Genomic DNA, 15,677 nt, shown 5'->3' on the forward strand with positions numbered 1-15,677 from the left:
CTAAAAAGTGTTCACGCCTCCCTAATTGCGGCCACCAAATTCATGGGCAAGCACCAGGAATCAATTTACTAAGCCGCCAACAGTCTGCCCGCAAGATTCCCGCCTAACGGGTCTTATCGGATGTCTCTGGTAGTTTAATCCGCAACGCGATGATTTACCTAGAATCAAATTGGTCACCCTCAAAACGCCACTCGTGGATATAAACCAATGATACTAATAATGACTGATTAATTTGACCATTCAGTCCTACCACCGTTGCTTCCTTGTAAAGAGACATTGGCGACCTTACTCAGTCATCTTTGTTTGCGCAACAAAAAACAGGTAACCTGACAAAGTTCAGGCTACCCGTTCGCTTAAGGTCGTTTAATTAGCGTGGTCTGGTGACAAAATCATTGGTCCGCGAACCGCCCGTGGCAATTCTACCGTAATCCGGCGAATCACAACTGGTTGTGGAACCACGACTGGTGCCACAGCATTTTTGGCCGTTAACATGTGCCAAATGGAATGCAACAACAACAGGCAGACAATCATCAATGGGAATCCGGCAATCGTCGAGACCGTTTGAACGGTCTTGAAGCCTCCCACCATCACAATCCCGAAGGAGAAGAAGATGAAGACGACGACCCAGATCATCCGGTTCCAACGACTAGGTTCTTCCCCATCATCCAAGTGCAGACTGGTGAACGAAGAAACGATAAACGCTGATGACGAGATGGTCGTTGCTAAGAAGATGAAACAAGAGATACAGTAGAGCGCCAAGATGATCATCTTAAATGGCAAGGTGGCAATGACCGTGGCAACCACGGCAGCCTGACCCTGTGTATTCAAGATGTGAACCAAGTTAACGGCCCCGGTGCGTTGCAACCACAGAGAGTAGCCACCAAAGATGGCGTAAAAACTCATGCAACCCAAAGCACCATAAGTCAACATCCCCACGAGGACCTGACGAATCGTCCGGCCTTTAGAAATCCGGGCAATGAACAGTCCCATAACGGGCATGTAAGACAACCACCAGCCCCAGTAGAAAATCGTTTCCTGCTGTGCGGTACTGCTCCCCCCGTTGGGCAACGTGTTGGTCGACATGGACACAAACTTTTGTGCCATCAAACCTAAACTGTTCGTTTCAGAATTTAAAATGTAAACCGTTGGTCCGATGACCAAGATAATGGCTAATAACCCCAGTGCCGTCCAGATATGAGCTGAACTCAACCGGTTGATTCCACCATTCAAACCGTGGAAAACCGTGACAGCAAACAAGATAAACAGAATAATAAAGAGCTCAATTTTTAGCATCAAATTGTCTTGCACACCGGTAAGCCGGCTCAGGACTTTGGAAATAATGGGAATTTCCATTCCGACTGAGGAGCCAATGCCCCCCATGATTCCAAAGACCACTAAGAAGTCGATGACGTGCCGTGCAACCACTTTGCCGCGACTATCCCCCTGCAAACTGGTAATGGCAGCGGAAACCCGTTGAACCTTACCATGCTTAACGTACAGAACGTAAGCAATCGCAATCGTGGCTGGTGCGAACATCATCCAGGCCATGGGACCCCAGTTGAATTGCCCCAACATGTGGGCGGCACCGTACGCATCACTAGAGAATGGCTTCAAACCAAACGCTGGGTGTTGCAGGTACCGTAAGGGATCAACGATGGACAGCATCAAAATACTGGCATCGATGGCCGTAGCGAAGACCATGCTCCCCCACTGAAAGTTGCTGTAGTGGGGCTTGTCTTCGGGGTCACCCAATTTAACCTTACCAAACTTACCAAATGCCAAATACATAAAAAATAAAAAGTTGACCACGTACACCATCATATAGGCCCATGACATGCGAGTATCAATCCAGTTCAATATTGAACTCAGGCCGGCTTGTAACTGGCCGCCGCCTAAAATAAATAGCAATGACGCGAGAATAAATAAAACGATGGTTGGTACGAATACTAACTTATCAATATTTTTACGCGCTAAAATAAATAATCCTCCTCATTTGTTTCCTGCAGGCCAAACCTACAGCGGACGCTGCCTCGTGAGATTGTACGAAAAAAGCGCTAGTTCAGGGTCGTCATACGAGCCACCTGCACAGCGCTTAAACGTTAAATACAAATTGCTTACGTAAATCTCTTTGAAGCGATATCCAAAGTCTATTATACGCAGAAGGATTAATTAGTAAAATCTTGCGGATGAATAAGAAATTTCTACTGGAAATAGAGCGGTTACACATCCGATAGCCATTGGAATCTAAGAATTTGATTAGAATTTCAAGACCGGACGCTTATTTCAGTAAATCTGGCCACTGTTCACGAGCTGCAGCGTCACCAGTCGCACCGTTATCAATTTGCTTAATGACCCGGGCTGGGTTACCAGCAATTACCACATCATCGCCAAAGGACTTGGTGACAACCGAACCGGCGCCAACCACAACGTTATTGCCCAGCGTCACACCAGGCAGAATTGTCACCCGGCCACCTAACCAAGCATTATCACCGATCGTAATTGGGGCGCCCATTTCAACGTCAGCCTTACGGGCCATCGCATTCAATGGGTGAACTGGCGTGTACAGGCCGATGTTGGGCCCAAAGTAACAGTGCGAGCCAATCGTGATTGGGCAGGTATCCAACAAAGTCATATCATAATTCCCATAAAAATGGTCACCGATATGAATATTCCAGCCGTAATCAAACATAAACTCAGCCTCAACGAAGAAACCTTCGCCAACGTCTGGCATTAAGCGCTTGTACGCCGCCATCCGTTCACCGTTGTCATCAATTTGATTGGCGGCTCTCAGGGTCTTACGAGCCAGAACTCGACGATCGATCAGTTCCTTATCGAATTGATCATAGGGCTTACCGGCCGTCATATTTTCTCGTGCAGTTGCCATGTTTATCAATCACTCCTCTTGTTTTTAATCATAACACTTTTTAAAAAGGCCTTGCGAGCGACACTTTTCTAGAGCAACTGAAGGTTGAAAGCTTTTAAAAGCCATAAAGTCGGATATAGAAACAATACTAGGCGACCTAGTATGTCCTTCCGCCTTACCGGCCGCCAGCTATGGGCTGGAACGGTGCGGACACAACTTGAAGCCTCGAAAGCCCCGAGTCTCCAAGCTTGGTCTTCAGCTAAGTCAGTCGGAAAACCACCGACTAACTAAGCAGAACGACGCGCCTGAGCCCATAGCTGGCGACCTCTCGGCTCACAAAGTATTTTGTTGCCAACTAATCTGCTGTCTGTGAGGCTGCCATACGGGGCGCGAGAAATCTTTCAGCGTTCATCATAACAAAACACAATCAAACCCGAGGTGGCCAGGGATGTAGCCAGCTGTGAAAGTGGTGTTTGCTGGTGATTTTTGGCCAGCTTACACCACGGGCGACTTTGGAGACACGGGTTCTTCGTGGCTTCAAATCGAGCGAGAAGCCCGCCCTTTGGCTGAAGCGTCCCCACAGCAGGCGGAATCCCTGGCCACCGGAGTGCAAATTTAGCAGTACCCATTTTGCTAATACTATTAAATCAAAAATTTATCTTTCAAACTCTAGCAGAACAAATAAAAAGTGGTGAAGACTTGTGTCTTCACCACTTTGCATACTGCTATTTCTATTCTGAATCACTCGCTGTATCTTCGGTGAACGTCATGCCCTGCTCCCGTAAGATCCAAGTAATGCCGTACGCATCAACCACTTGCCCCATCTTACCGCCGGCCCGCTGCGCCGTAAACGGACTGATAACCTTTACATCAGATTTCACTAGCTGTTGATAAAGTGCAGCTAGTGCCTTAACACTCGCACTGTCATCCTCATCCACAGCAATCATGAGTGAAATCTGAGTGGACGACGTCGGTTGCCCCATTAAAGCGTCAGCACACTGAATATCTAGTCCCATAACTTGAAAACCACCACGCATGGTGATTTGTTCCAAGTCGACCGTGGGTTCCAGGCCTAAACGTTCGGCTTCCTCTGGTGTTGGACTGACTCGGTAGGCGTTCTTGGCGTCAAAGACATCTTGGTAATATGTGATTGCCTCTTTCGCATTTTCAAATTCCAAATATGGAATCATTTTAACTTGCATCATCGGTACCCCATTCACTACAATTTTTGTTCAGTGTTCAATTTATCATCTAGCTTGAACGTTTCCCCCAAATAGATGACCCGCATAATATTTATGAAACTATTATAGCCTTAATCGTCGTTAAACGGTAGGTTTTGTAAATTTCGCGCAATATCAGCAACGGACTGCTCGCGACTTTGATGGGTTGAATCAAGTTTAGCTGATTCCGGCTTTCCAACTTGCGTATCCGCTGAAGTCTTCGGTGCCGCCTGCCCAGGAACCATTTGGTCCATCGTCTGATTCAACAAATGATCGACGAACACATTGCCTTGATTAGTCGCGTGCCCCTTCGTCCAAGCAAACGTCAGCCCTGTAAATTGCGGTAACAAACGGTCGACCGCTTGCCACAATTCTGCGTTAACTAGCGGTCCGGCAGAGCGTTTCCAACCACGCCGTTTCCAGCCAGCTAGCCACCCCTTGGTCACAGCATTCAATACATACTGAGAATCCAAGACGAACTGAATGCCCGTCGCCGTCTCACCCAGAGATTCTAACCGCTTGAGGGCGTTCAGAAAAGCCATGATTTCCATCCGGTTATTCGTTGCACCAAATTCACCGTCTGACCCAGTGACAACGCGATCTGGTAATTCGATTCGGTAAGCCCAAGCAGCCTTATCAGCCGTCTTGACGTGTCCACCAGCAACGTTTCCCGTATTCCGAGAACCACCATCCGTGTACACTGTAATCGTTGCCGGAAGCTGATTACTAGGCTGAGCTTGTTGGGAACGGGCGGCCGGTTGCCGCCGTCCCGTAGTTGGCGCTGGTTTTGCACTACCAGCCGTTCCCTGCATGAAGGCCTTGGCCTCATTTTCTGAGGCAAAACTCTTATATTGCGCACCAGAAAAACCACTGACCTGTTTCTGTGTTTCTGGCCAGGTCCGGTAGATTCCCGGTTGCCGACCCTTCCTGACTGCGTAGTACTTTTGTGCCAATTGAATCCCCGCTTTCAAACTAATCTTAGCTAGTTTACCATACTTTACCGACCTATCAGTGAAATCGGCAATTACCACTTTTGTGTAGCCGTTACCATCTTTGTAACACCTAGGTAAACTTTTCAACTGCCGTTTCTAGTGATTCTTTTAAATTGCCTAAATTTAAAGTGTAAATTGTTTTCATAACTTTTAGATTATGCTAACCTAGTATGTGTGAGTATTGACCGGAGCACCACAGAATCACTTAATTTTCCAACTCTAAGAGGGGGTTTTTCATGAAGAATCCGATCCGTGCATCCATTATTACCGTTGACCAAGCCCGTGAAATGTTAAAGGACCAGCGCGAACAACGCGATGAACGTTTTCCGCAGCTAGCTATCTCCGGTCAATACATTTTACCAGACTACCGACTAACCCGTAAACGTGAAGCGTTTAAGATTCGCCGGCATACATTTCTTAAAAAGCATTTCCGCTCCTACGTGGCCTTTGATTCCGATAACGGTCAAACGTTATGGATTCACAACTTTCCTAGCCTTTCCGAAGCTTGTTTCTGGTTAAACACTGGCCTCAAGCCTAACGATACGGATTCCGCGAAATCGTATAAGGAATGGAAGACGGAACACGTCGCAGAAATTGAAACTTTGAAAGAACAACTACGCTCACTACACCTTGAAAAGAAGAAGGCTGCGCCAGCTGAGAAACCAATCAGCGTCACAACCGTCCAAAAGGCCAAGCGCTCCAAAGCAAAAAAATAAACGCAAACAATAGCGTCGCCATCAAGACCAGTCAACTGGTTGTGATAGCGACGTTTTTATTTTGTTCAGTCAAATTGGTGACCCAAATAAAAAACCGGCCTGTTTTATTTGTATAAAACAGGCCAGCCATTAATTAAATTAAGTTTTAAAAGTCTAACTGTGGTAAAAGCTGAGCAACCTAATCCTTGGGCTACATGTTCACAGCAACAACCAGAATTGTGCCATTTTAGCAGAACCCTAGTTGCAAGCCCACTCAACCGTAGCCTCAGGATGCCAGGTACGACGACCGCAGTGTCAACGGTGTTGATTAGCGTCTTTAGCTAATCTACAGCGTGGGACGAGCTGAGAGCCTCGGCGAGTTCCCGAGGCTCTCAGTCGAGGAGAAAGACCGCTCTTCGGCTTTCTCCGGTCCCCACAGCGGTTGCCGTGCCTGGCAGCCGGAGGCGGCCATTTAAATTACAGGTCCAAATGCACCTGCTTCGGATCGGTCTTCACCACAATCTTACCATGGTGAATCGAGTAAAGAACTTCAGAGCGTTGGTTCAAAGCGTTGTAGAAGTTATCATTATTCATAATAATCAGGTTAGCTGGTTTGCCAGCAGTCAGGCCATAGTGGTCGGTAACGTGCATCGCCTTGGCACCGTGGGTCGTCACAAATTGATAGGAATTCATAATGTCGTCGTAGCCCATCATTTGCGTCACATGGATACCCATGTGCAGGGAGTCTAACATGTTACCATCCCCCATTGGGTACCACGGATCTTTGATGTCATCTTCACCAAAGGCCACGTTAACGCCGGCCGCGTTTAATTCCTTGACCCGCGTTAACCCGCGACGCTTGGGATAAGTGTCGAATCGGCCACCCAAGTGGGTATTGATCAGTGGATTAGAAATCATGTTGATGTGAGACATCTGCAGTAACCGCATCAATTTGTAGGCGTAAGCATTGTTGTAAGACCCCATCGCCGTCGTATGACTAGCCGTTACTTGGTCGCCCAAACCGGTCTCCAGTGCTAACGTGGCCAACGTTTCTAGGCCGCGAGAAGCGGGATCGTCAATTTCATCACAGTGCGCATCAACCAATTTACCGTACTTCTGAGCGAGGTCAACGGCAAAGTGAAGTGACTCAACACTGTATTCTCGTGTAAATTCAAAGTGAGGAATGGCGCCAATGACGTCCACACCCAACTTGGCAGCTTGTTCCATCAATTCCTTACCATGAGGGAATGATAAAATTCCTTCTTGTGGGAAAGCTACCAGTTGGAGTTCAATAAAGTCCTTGACCTCATCACGCACCTCAATCAGTGCTTTTAAGGCCGTTAAGCTAGGATCTGTTACGTCAACGTGAGAACGGACGAATTGAATACCATTGGCCGCTTGACGTTCCAGTGCTTGCCGTGCACGGGTCTTGACGTCTTCAATGCTCAACGTCTTCTTCCGCTCGGACCAAATACGAATCCCATCAAATAGGGTACCAGACTGGTTCCATTCAGGATCCCCAGCGGTCATGGTGCTATCCAAGTGAACGTGCGGGTCGACGAACGGTGGCAAAATTAGCTTCCCCGTTGCATCAATTACCTGTTCACCATCTTGGGGTGTCAAATGGTCAGCAATAGCTGTAAATTTACCATCCTCAATCCGAATATCTTGTGGTTGCGTTGCGTTCTCAATAAGTCCTTGTTGAATTAACATGCGCGTTAACCTACCTCCTGTACACGATTTTTTCAATAGAAACCGGGAATCGTCAGTCCGAGTAAGAGGACGGTACTGTCTGCGACCATCCCTGCCGTGACCAAGATAGCCAAGCAGGTGGCCGGCACTAAACACCACCAAGGGCTCCGTCTAGCGAAGTGAACGATTCCTATTAAGCTTATCACAGTTAACCCTAGTCCGAGCGTCAAAGTCACCGGTTCGTTGTGAAATAGTTGATAAAGACTATTGAACGCCCCCGACAAGGCCGCCCAACTCGCCAACGCACCGAATCCCAACCAAATGCCTAAATACCCGATACTTTTGGTCATACTGACTCCCCCCTGCCCTAGTATAAATAAATAAATTTAGCCCAAGTGGTGGCGCTTCCACAGATGGTTATGCTATGCTGAACTTGTTTTATATCTTTCATTTGGAGGTTTCGAGACTCATGACTAATTCTTACCCACAAGCCTTAACCATTGCTGGCTCTGATAGTGACGGCAGCGCTGGTATGCAAGCTGATTTACATACGTTTTTCGCCCGTGGTATTTACGGCGCTTCCGTAATGACTGCCTGTGTCGCCGGTAACTCCTATGGGATTCACGCCAGCGTTCCCATGCCCACGGATTTTATCGATCAAGAATTTGCCGACCTCGCTGATGATTACCAGATTCGGGCATCAAAAACCGGGATGCTGGCTGACTCAGCACTGATTGAAACCGTCGTAAAAAATTATCAAAAGGCAGACTTTGGACCGCTCGTTGTCGATCCAGTCATTATGACTAAGCACGGTAACCAATTATTGGAAGAAAGTGCCTTCAACACCCTGCGAACTGACCTATTGCCATTGGCTACCGTACTGACTCCCAACTTCTACGAAGCCGAAAAGATCGCCGAAATGTCAATCAAGAACGACGATGACATGGTACTGGCCACCAAGAAAATGCAAGCTATGGGTGCCAAGAACATTATCACGAAGGGGAGCCACGCCGACACCAATCAACAAGAGGTCCGCGATTACGTGCTTCTCGAGTCCGGTGAGGGCTTCTGGTTAAGCGAGCCTTACCACGAGACCGACCGGGTCAACGGAACGGGAGACACCCTCTCAGCCTGCATTACTGCTGAACTGGCTAAGGGAACTCCTATGAAAAAGGCCATTCAAATTGCCAAGCAATTCGTGAACGCTGCCATCGGTGAACCAATCGAAGTCGGCCACAAGTTTGGCCCCATTAATCACTGGGCCGCTCTGGACCGTCAATTAAGCTAAGAGCGATCACCTTTAATAAATCCTTGTAAAATCAATCAGTCGTGGCCTAGCGCCACGGCTTTTTTAATGCCACTGGCTCACCAGCGGTCGGGACTCCAGGTCCGACCATCCACTTCGCCACCCAGTTGGTCATGGCGTTGGTCCTGCTCCCTAACGACTTCATCTAATGCTAGCCAGAACGCCCTGTCCGTAAACTTGGCCTGACGACTAGCTAACTTTTGAATGGCCTGGTGAAGCCACACCGTATCCTCTTCAGTCATCTTCCTGCTCCTTTATCATTGCCAGAGTATCCTGGAGTGTCTCCAGGTCCGTCTGCTTCTGCTTAAATGCCTCTTCGATTAGGCGGCCAGTTGACTGGTCTTGCTCAGCCAATTGCGCAATCATTGTCGCCAAATGGTCGCTAAACCACGCCTGACGGTTCTTTAAACTATCTGGTTGTTGCTGAGTCAAATACCGTTGATAGGCAATGACCAAGCGTAATTTAGCCGGCTCATCCAGATAACTAAACTGATGAATGGCAAACGTTGGTAGCCAGGTCATTTTCGCTCGTTGTGCCACCGCCGCCAGCGGCGCGAGTGCGGCATCCAGTGTTAAGCCTTCCGCACCGCCCCGTTGAAATGCTTCGGCGGGCATACCGGTGGTCACGACCACCCCGAGCTCCTTGCCAGCTAAGGGGTATCGGTGATCACCATAGACAAAGGATCGCGTCAAAACGGTATCCTCCCACTGCTTCAGTCCGGCCGGTGCTGCATACCAATACAACGGAAACTGAAGGATTATGCGGTCCGCTTGCCGTAATTGGGCTTGTTCATACGCAACGTCTAAAACCGTCTGACTCTCAATGTGTTCCCACGAAATATTTTCTGCAGGCAAACTGGCCTTTAAAAATTCCTGCGTCCCGGAGTCCGCAATTTGTGGATGGGAAACCAATACTAACGTGTTCAATAACTCTCAACTCCTGACTTCAGTCTTATTTAGACCAACTTTATCACAATTTTTTTGAGCGACGCCCATGAACGCTCGCTAACTTTCACGAAAAAAAGTCAAAAGAAAAAGCTCAGTGCTTAACTGAGCTATGATTCGTTAACTTAATCGACGATTTGAATTATCGTGAAATTTATCTTCGCGGGTCGCCAGATGCTTACTCTTCTTACGGAAAGCCTCTCGGTTGTTCAGGTACAATTGACCCGCACCGGCAAGCACAATAATCAACAAAATAATAACTACAGCATGCATAGCAATTCCCCCCGTCAACTTTAGGTTACATTTATATTATCGTAATGTTACAGAAAGATTGCAAGGGGTTGAACGCAATTATTAGAATTTCTTGATAATTTTAGTAGTTTACTTACTTTCAGACTTGGCAGAACTGCCTGAAGACTTTTGGTCGGATGACGAGGACTGCTTTTTATCCCGTATTTTTCGTACGTGATTGGAAACCTGATCGGTGGGATTAACCTGTTTTTGCGCGACTAAATTAGATAAGGGGTACGCTACCAATAAAACGGCCAGCGAAATGCCCAGATAAATCAAATTCTGCTTACGACTCCCATGCGCCTGCGTAATTTGAAAAAAGTAATAAATCAAACTGATGGCCGCAAAAAACACCACAATTTCCGCAATCACGTGAACAACTGCCACAAGAGCACCTCCGTCCGTTTAACTTTACTCTACTCGTAGAACCATATTCCTGTCAATCGAACCCAATATCCACAATTGACAGGCCCTCTCGCCTTCTCTATAATTAGAGGTTGTTGGCTAACTACCTATTATGTCGCAATAGCTCAGCTGGATAGAGCAACGGTCTTCTAAACCGTAGGTCGAGGGTTCGAATCTCTCTTGCGACATCATTTAAAAAAGGTTTGGGACGAAAGTCTCAGACCTTTTTTTGTATTCCGAATATATATAGTCGAAACGTGTGACCAAAGGCAGTCAACTCCGCTTAACCCCGATAGACAAACAATCCAAGACCAGGATTATTCGTCTATCGACGTTAATGCTCATTGATTAACCGCCTTTGGTCACACTCACTTTTTGCTTACGCTTGGTAAATCCCGACAACTGGTAAATCCTTCAGCACTCGCCGACCATGAGGTGATTGACCATCAATTATGTGGGTCAATTCCTGACCCGCCAAATTACCGTGGTGCTTGCCACCAGCCCAGGCAGCCTTGTCGGAAACGTCATAAACCGTCTGATCAACCGCAATGTAAGCCGGTTGCCCATTTTGCCCATTATACTTTGCTAACTCTGCCGCATTAAAAACTTTTTCACTCATCCAGCACAACTCCCTTTATTAGATGAATTTATCGTAACCGTTTTCATAATAGAACACAAGCATTTTACCTGTCACTTGATAGGTGAAATACTTACCGACATTTGGACACAAAAAAACCACCGACACACAGTCGGTGGTTTTTTCAAACTCGATTTAGGCTAAAATAAATTAGTCAACAACCGAAACGTTAGCAGCTTGTGGGCCACGGTCGCCTTGTTCTACATCAAGGGATACGTGTTGGCCTTCTTCAAGCGTCTTGAAGCCTTCACTGTTGATAGCAGAGAAGTGAACGAAAACGTCTGAGCCGTTTTCCAAAGTGATGAAGCCGTAACCTTTATCAGCGTTGAACCATTTAACAGTACCTTGTTCCATAAGAATGAAACCTCCATGCGCATAGCGCAATAATATTTGCATTTGAAAGCTGGGGTAAAAAGGAGCCATTCTTAAAGAACGTCGAGCCTTTAAAACTTCCGAACCATAAATACATTAACAATAGGATAACAGGTATTCCGCAGAATAGCAAATGGGAAGTTCGAAAAAACCGAATTAAATTTAGTCCAACCCTTTAGGTATTTTGTGTTATCCACGTTTGTGCGGCCAATACTTCTTGCGGCGTCAGCATATGACTGCCACCCGTCACCAACATTTCTGTGGTGGCGCCAACCTGGTCGCAAGCAGTTTGTACGCGTTGTACTGTGTCCACGGATACTAAAAGATCTCGCTGACCAGCGGATAACCAGACCTGATAACCAGGTCGTGAAACGGGGTGCGCAACTGGCAACCATAGCGGATGAAATAAAACGGCCGCCTGTCCCGGTATGACTCCTGTACGGGCACCATAAGCGGCCATTGCCGCCCCATTAGAGTAGCCGACCAGGATTAGCTTATCCGCGTCCCACCGGTGTTCCTGACAGATACTAGTGACCGCTTCACCCAGCCAAGCCGCCTCGTTATGGACCTGCTGTGGATCTGTCGGTCCCGCAGCCGTCTGCCGAAAATATTGACGTTCAGCCCCACTCCCTTGACGCCCGGCAATCGTGATCAAAGGACTTTGGGGTGCCAATCGCCGACCAAAATTTAATATCTCTTGATTCGTCCCACCAGTGCCCTGTAACAATAATAAAGGCGCCGCAGTATTGGCGCCCGGCATCCATTCAATTAAATCTTCATCTACCATTAGTAACTCCTATCGCCGAACAATCAGTTCAATTAGTCCCTTTCTGGGTGCAAAATTCAGCCCATCGCAAACTTCCGTTAAAATTTTTCCGTACTCCGATAAAACATCTGCTGGCAATGGTGTATGGGTTCGTAAGTGTTCAATTAAATCTTGTGCCGAATCCATGTCGGCCAACGTCACGAACAATAAGGCATTATTAATCAAATCTCGTAATAAATCCGTCAGCAAACCATTGGGCTTACCGGCAGCATCGGTGATGACGACCTGCTGGCTCTCAACCTCTTGGTGATTCACAGAAATATGTTTTAATACATCGAAAATCGTTTGCACGACTCGTCACTCCCTCATCTAAGCGTTGTGTTAACTAGATAATACAGCAATTCGTGTTGAACTGAAACTAATTACCTGAAAACGCTTGCGAATCTACTTGTTTCTGATACCGGGCCATGACTTTTTCCTGTACTTTGGGGAGCGGTAGATCCGTAATTTCCCCCGCTGGCACCCACTTTCCCGGATAGAAAGGTAACCCTGGCGTCGTTGGTAAGTTGGCCTCCAAGAGCTTTACCTGCCAGCGCTGATGCGTATACGTATGACTTACTAGCCGGCCACCGACCATCGTCAATGAGAGTGGTAATTGGTAGTCAGAGGCAAATAAGTTTTCCAAACTTTCAATATCCTGGGCCAGTGTCGCTTCATCACCAGCTTCTGCTGATTGCAGTGACGCCTTCGTAACAAACGGGAACGTCCAATACCCGGTTAACATTTCCCGTTCTGTCCGTTGAACCAGTAGATACCCCGCCGGTGAATGAATAATTAGGGCGTAGTAATCAATTAGCTTTGGTCGAGGAGCCTTAGTCTTCACTGGAAAGTCTTCAACCTTACCTAATTGGTAGGAAGCATCAAAGTCTTTGACTGGTGAATGGGCTGGGTCAGAATTCTTGGCGGTCATGTAGCTGGAACCTAAATCCATGATGGCTTGGTTAAAAGCACCCGGCCGGTCCGGATCAACAATCGGTTGGATAATTTCTTCAAACAGTTGTCGCGTCTTGGGCTTAGCAATATCCGCATCGATCAATAATAATCGACTAAAAACCCGGAAGGCATTGCCATCGACCGCTGGCACCGCTTGTCCAAAGGCAATACTGGCAATCGCACAGGATGTGTAGGGGCCAATGCCGACTAGATCGGCCAAGGTAGCCGCCGTTGGGGGCCAGACGCCCTGATAGTCCGTGACGATCTGTTGCGCCGCGCGCTGCAAGTTTCGTGCTCGAGAATAATAGCCCAGTCCCTGCCAAGCCTTCAGTAAGGTCGCTTCATCCGCTCGCGCTAAATCAGCGACGGTCGGAAAAGTCGCCATGAATCGTTCGTAGTACGGAATCACCGTATTGACCTGCGTTTGTTGCAGCATCACTTCACTCACCCATACGTGATAGGGATCGTGATCCTGCCGCCAGGGTAAATCGCGACCCTCACGATCGTACCAAGCCAGCAACTTTTGCCGAAATTTTCGAATCGTTGCCTCAGACCATTCTTTCATTCTGCTACCTCCTCTAATGGTTCCCAGTGGCAACCAAGTTTGGCAGCACCGCTCCTAGGAACCGAGACTTAATTTTTACATTCTAGCGAATTTCACTGGCCACGACAAGCTAACGGCCCAGCAACGCTTGACGCCACCCCAGGACTCCCCTATTATCAGAGAAGATATTACATAGATAACGGAGTGGTAAATGTGAAACGATGGGGACTCGTTATAGGTCTTGGGTTACTCTGTTTCGGCCTAACTAGCTGCAGTATTAGCCAGCGGGCAGATTCAACCAGTGACAGTCAAGGCGTGATGACCAGAAAACAGGTGTTAACGCTAGCTACCAGCCGGCCGTTAACCACTTTAGACACGGATAAAATGACTGAATTTGGTCGCCTGAATAACACGATTGAGGGTCTCTACACCACTACGGATAATGGACAAGCGGCATTAGCACTCGCACAAAAGGTTAAGGTCAATGCCAGTAAGACGACCTACACGTTTACGTTATGGAAGGATTCCTATTGGAGTAATGGGGACCGCATCACAGCCAAGAACTTCGTTTACTCCTGGCAGCGGGCTTTAGCACCACAGACCAAGGCCCCAAACGCCGACCTTTTTACGGGAATTCACAACGCCCGCAAAATTCTTGACGGTAAACTTCCCGCCAGTGAATTGGGCGTTTCGGCACCCAGCAAATTCAAACTGATCGTCCACCTTGACCATCCGATGGCCGAACTGCCACAACGCCTAGCATACCCCCTGTTTGGCCCCCAGAACCAAAAAATCGCTGAAAAATATGGCAAAAAATACGCCACCAAGCCCCAATACCAAGTCTACGCTGGGCCATTTATGGTCGGCACGCAGGGCAATACCCAGACCCACTGGCACATGGTTCCCAATCCGCACTACTGGGACAAACAGCACGTGTACCTCCAACGAATCAACGTTGACGTCTATAACAACACGTCTAGCATGTGGCAGGACTACCGCAAAGGGACGCTAGATGAAGTGCGGTTGGTCTCCACGCAAAACATTAAATCGTATCAGAAACAGACAGCCTATACGGCACGGCCCTATTCTAAGATGGTCATTTTAAATTACCGGCAGCAGGGCCCCAATCCCCTCGTTAATCAATTGTTACAGCAACGGCTTGCGCGACTTGCCATTTCTCATATTCTGAATCGTAAGAAATTGGGACAAGCCTCATACGGCGTGACCTCACTTCCCGCCCAAGGTGTCGTCCCAGCCGGATTAAGTCGGGGGCAAAAGGGAACGGCCGACTTTGCCGCTGCCCAGCCCAAGCAGGAAACCCTGGCCTACCAACCTAAGCTTGCCAAACAAGAATGGCAAACGGCTCGTCGCCGAGCGGGGGTTAAAAACGTCACCCTATCCCTAAGTTATCTACGTGCTCCCAACAGTCTTAAAGTAGCAAAAGCCTTGCAACGCCAGCTCACCAGCTTGCCTGGACTGACCATCAAACTCAAGTCTCGCGAGTGGGCGGTCAATCAATCGGATGGTCCAACCGACACTGACCTAACGCTGGCAACACAACACGCCCAGTATGCCGACCCCCTGGCAATGCTGGCCCTCTTCACTAGCTCCAACATGGCCAACACAGGCCACTGGTCCAGTGCGGCGTACGATAAGCTCATCGCCCAGGCTAGCAACGCCCCGTCGTTTAACAATCGCCGATGGCGGACCCTGCTTGCGGCTGAAAGCCGTTTAATGCAGGATCAAGGTGTCACACCACTGTTCCAACCGGCTAGCACGTACTTGATCAATCCTAAGCTAAACGGCGTGCAATACAACACCGTGGGGACGCAGTCCAACTTTAAGGAAGCCTACTTTGTGAAATAACCTGACTAGATTTCAGTTGAAATGATCCAATTTAAAAGAGAGGACTCGCTACGTGGCGGGTCCTCTCTTTGTTTATATTGATAATTTGCG

At 48.0% G+C, this 15,677-nt stretch carries 18 protein-coding genes and 1 tRNA gene; 4 read left to right on the forward strand and 15 right to left on the reverse strand.

Annotated features, from left to right (window positions below; genetic code table 11):
* Window positions 1-363: 363 nt before the first annotated feature.
* The 4 genes from EKM87_RS04160 to EKM87_RS04175 form a co-directional block, all read right to left on the reverse strand.
* A complete protein-coding gene (locus EKM87_RS04160; RefSeq protein ID WP_404819659.1) occupies window positions 364-1,977 on the reverse strand; it encodes a BCCT family transporter in 1,614 nt (537 codons plus the stop codon).
* A gap of 301 nt (window positions 1,978-2,278) precedes the next feature.
* Window positions 2,279-2,884, reverse strand: a complete 606-nt coding sequence (locus EKM87_RS04165; RefSeq protein ID WP_125682158.1) for a sugar O-acetyltransferase — start codon at window positions 2,882-2,884, stop codon at window positions 2,279-2,281.
* A gap of 710 nt (window positions 2,885-3,594) precedes the next feature.
* Window positions 3,595-4,065, reverse strand: a complete 471-nt coding sequence (locus EKM87_RS04170; protein ID WP_125682286.1) for a VOC family protein — start codon at window positions 4,063-4,065, stop codon at window positions 3,595-3,597.
* 110 nt (window positions 4,066-4,175) lie between these two features.
* Window positions 4,176-5,036, reverse strand: a complete 861-nt coding sequence (locus EKM87_RS04175; RefSeq protein WP_125682288.1) for a ribonuclease H family protein — start codon at window positions 5,034-5,036, stop codon at window positions 4,176-4,178.
* Between the two features lie 275 nt (window positions 5,037-5,311).
* Here EKM87_RS04175 and EKM87_RS04180 point away from each other — a divergent pair, with 275 nt between their 5' ends.
* On the forward strand, window positions 5,312-5,791 hold the full coding sequence (locus tag EKM87_RS04180) for a hypothetical protein (protein ID WP_125682160.1): 480 nt from the start codon (window positions 5,312-5,314) through the stop codon (window positions 5,789-5,791).
* Window positions 5,792-6,247: 456 nt separating this feature from the next.
* Here the strand turns inward: EKM87_RS04180 and codA are convergent, their stop codons facing one another.
* Together codA and EKM87_RS04190 are read right to left on the reverse strand one after the other, a co-directional pair.
* A complete protein-coding gene (codA, locus tag EKM87_RS04185) occupies window positions 6,248-7,483 on the reverse strand; it encodes a cytosine deaminase (RefSeq protein ID WP_125682162.1) in 1,236 nt (411 codons plus the stop codon).
* Window positions 7,484-7,515: 32 nt separating this feature from the next.
* Complete coding sequence (locus EKM87_RS04190) at window positions 7,516-7,812, reverse strand: hypothetical protein (RefSeq protein ID WP_125682164.1); 297 nt, start codon at window positions 7,810-7,812, stop codon at window positions 7,516-7,518.
* A gap of 119 nt (window positions 7,813-7,931) precedes the next feature.
* Between EKM87_RS04190 and thiD the strand changes: the two genes are divergently transcribed.
* Complete coding sequence (gene thiD / locus EKM87_RS04195; RefSeq protein WP_125682166.1) at window positions 7,932-8,750, forward strand: bifunctional hydroxymethylpyrimidine kinase/phosphomethylpyrimidine kinase; 819 nt, start codon at window positions 7,932-7,934, stop codon at window positions 8,748-8,750.
* A gap of 77 nt (window positions 8,751-8,827) precedes the next feature.
* On the opposite strand, the gene EKM87_RS04200 is transcribed toward thiD, so the two are convergent.
* The 4 genes from EKM87_RS04200 to EKM87_RS04210 all read right to left on the reverse strand — a co-directional run bounded on the left by EKM87_RS04200 (window position 8,828) and on the right by EKM87_RS04210 (window position 10,391).
* Window positions 8,828-9,010, reverse strand: a complete 183-nt coding sequence (locus EKM87_RS04200) for a hypothetical protein (RefSeq protein ID WP_125682168.1) — start codon at window positions 9,008-9,010, stop codon at window positions 8,828-8,830.
* Window positions 9,003-9,695, reverse strand: a complete 693-nt coding sequence (locus EKM87_RS04205; RefSeq protein ID WP_125682170.1) for an NAD(P)H-dependent oxidoreductase — start codon at window positions 9,693-9,695, stop codon at window positions 9,003-9,005. Before EKM87_RS04205 ends, EKM87_RS04200 begins: the two co-directional genes overlap by 8 nt.
* A 138-nt stretch (window positions 9,696-9,833) precedes the next feature.
* On the reverse strand, window positions 9,834-9,986 hold the full coding sequence (locus tag EKM87_RS12375; protein ID WP_164506428.1) for a hypothetical protein: 153 nt from the start codon (window positions 9,984-9,986) through the stop codon (window positions 9,834-9,836).
* Window positions 9,987-10,094: 108 nt separating this feature from the next.
* A complete protein-coding gene (locus tag EKM87_RS04210) occupies window positions 10,095-10,391 on the reverse strand; it encodes a hypothetical protein (RefSeq protein WP_125682172.1) in 297 nt (98 codons plus the stop codon).
* A 132-nt stretch (window positions 10,392-10,523) separates the two neighbouring features.
* Between EKM87_RS04210 and EKM87_RS04215 the strand changes: the two genes are divergently transcribed.
* Window positions 10,524-10,597: transfer RNA gene (locus tag EKM87_RS04215), tRNA-Arg, on the forward strand.
* A 191-nt stretch (window positions 10,598-10,788) separates the two neighbouring features.
* Here EKM87_RS04215 and EKM87_RS04220 read toward each other — a convergent pair.
* From EKM87_RS04220 to mutY, 5 genes are all read right to left on the reverse strand, one after another.
* Window positions 10,789-11,028, reverse strand: coding sequence for a cytochrome b5 domain-containing protein (locus EKM87_RS04220; RefSeq protein ID WP_125682174.1), 240 nt, complete (start codon window positions 11,026-11,028; stop codon window positions 10,789-10,791).
* A gap of 168 nt (window positions 11,029-11,196) precedes the next feature.
* Window positions 11,197-11,400 (reverse strand): cold-shock protein, encoded by a 204-nt coding sequence (locus EKM87_RS04225; RefSeq protein ID WP_011668621.1) that lies wholly within the window; start codon window positions 11,398-11,400, stop codon window positions 11,197-11,199.
* Between the two features lie 193 nt (window positions 11,401-11,593).
* The gene (locus tag EKM87_RS04230) at window positions 11,594-12,205 is read right to left on the reverse strand and encodes an alpha/beta hydrolase (RefSeq protein ID WP_125682176.1); all 612 of its coding nucleotides are present in this window, start codon (window positions 12,203-12,205) and stop codon (window positions 11,594-11,596) included.
* A 9-nt stretch (window positions 12,206-12,214) separates the two neighbouring features.
* The gene (locus tag EKM87_RS04235; protein ID WP_125682178.1) at window positions 12,215-12,535 is read right to left on the reverse strand and encodes a hypothetical protein; all 321 of its coding nucleotides are present in this window, start codon (window positions 12,533-12,535) and stop codon (window positions 12,215-12,217) included.
* Between the two features lie 67 nt (window positions 12,536-12,602).
* Window positions 12,603-13,742 (reverse strand): A/G-specific adenine glycosylase, encoded by a 1,140-nt coding sequence (gene mutY, locus EKM87_RS04240; protein ID WP_125682180.1) that lies wholly within the window; start codon window positions 13,740-13,742, stop codon window positions 12,603-12,605.
* A gap of 297 nt (window positions 13,743-14,039) precedes the next feature.
* Here mutY and EKM87_RS04245 point away from each other — a divergent pair, with 297 nt between their 5' ends.
* A complete protein-coding gene (locus EKM87_RS04245; protein ID WP_225428390.1) occupies window positions 14,040-15,587 on the forward strand; it encodes a peptide ABC transporter substrate-binding protein in 1,548 nt (515 codons plus the stop codon).
* The last annotated feature ends 90 nt before the right edge of the window (window positions 15,588-15,677 follow it).

Origin of the sequence: Levilactobacillus yonginensis (assembly GCF_003946265.1) — a bacterium.
GTDB classification, from domain to species: Bacteria; Bacillota; Bacilli; order Lactobacillales; family Lactobacillaceae; genus Levilactobacillus; species Levilactobacillus yonginensis.